We start from the raw sequence: 704 nt of genomic DNA, 5'->3' as shown, positions 1-704 counted from the left end.
GTGGGGTTGGCTGATGGTGGTGCGGCTCCTGCGGTTGGTTTGGTGCAGGCGCTGGGTGATGTGGGTGTGGAGGCTCCGGTCTGGCTGGCGACGCGTGGCGCGGTGTCGGTGGGCGGCTCGGATGAGCTGACTGCGGCGGTGCAGGCGCAGGTGTGGGGTGTGGGTCTGACGGCGGGGCTGGAGCTGCCGGAGCGATGGGGTGGTTTGGTCGATCTGCCCGAGACGCTCGACGAGCGGGCGCAGGCCCGTCTGTGCGCCGTGCTGGCCGGGCTGAACAGTGAGGACCAGGTCGCCATTCGTGCCTCGGGTGTTCTGGCCCGGCGTCTGGTGCGTGCTTCCGCTTCCCGTGGTGGGGTGTGGGAGCCGCGTGGCACGGTCCTGGTGACTGGTGGTACGGGTGCGCTGGGTGCCCGGGTGAGCCGGTGGCTGGCGGAGCGGGGTGCAGAGCATGTCGTTCTGGCGAGCCGTCGCGGCCTGGAGGCCCCGGGGGCACCGGAGCTTGAAGTCGAGCTGACGGCCTTGGGTGCCCGGGTGACGGTTGTGGCATGTGATGTTTCCGACCGGGATGCCGTGGCTGCGCTGCTGGGGCAGATTGAGGATCTGACGGCGGTGGTGCACACGGCTGGTGTGCTCGACGACGGTGTGCTGGAAGGCTTGACCCCGGAGCGGATCGAGAACGTCGTGACGGCGAAGGCCGCCTCGGC

At 70.2% G+C, this 704-nt stretch carries 1 protein-coding gene; it reads left to right on the top strand.

Going from position 1 to position 704, the window contains the following annotated elements; all coding sequences use genetic code 11:
* Positions 1 to 704, top strand: a 704-nt coding sequence (locus tag IEY89_RS40205; protein ID WP_189152461.1) for a beta-ketoacyl reductase, incomplete at both ends; no start/stop codon positions are given.

The organism is Streptomyces lacrimifluminis (genome assembly GCF_014646095.1).
GTDB lineage: Bacteria > Actinomycetota > Actinomycetes > Streptomycetales > Streptomycetaceae > Streptomyces > Streptomyces lacrimifluminis.
Note: the sequence above shows the minus strand (reverse complement) of the source record. Positions and strands in the feature narration are given on the sequence as shown.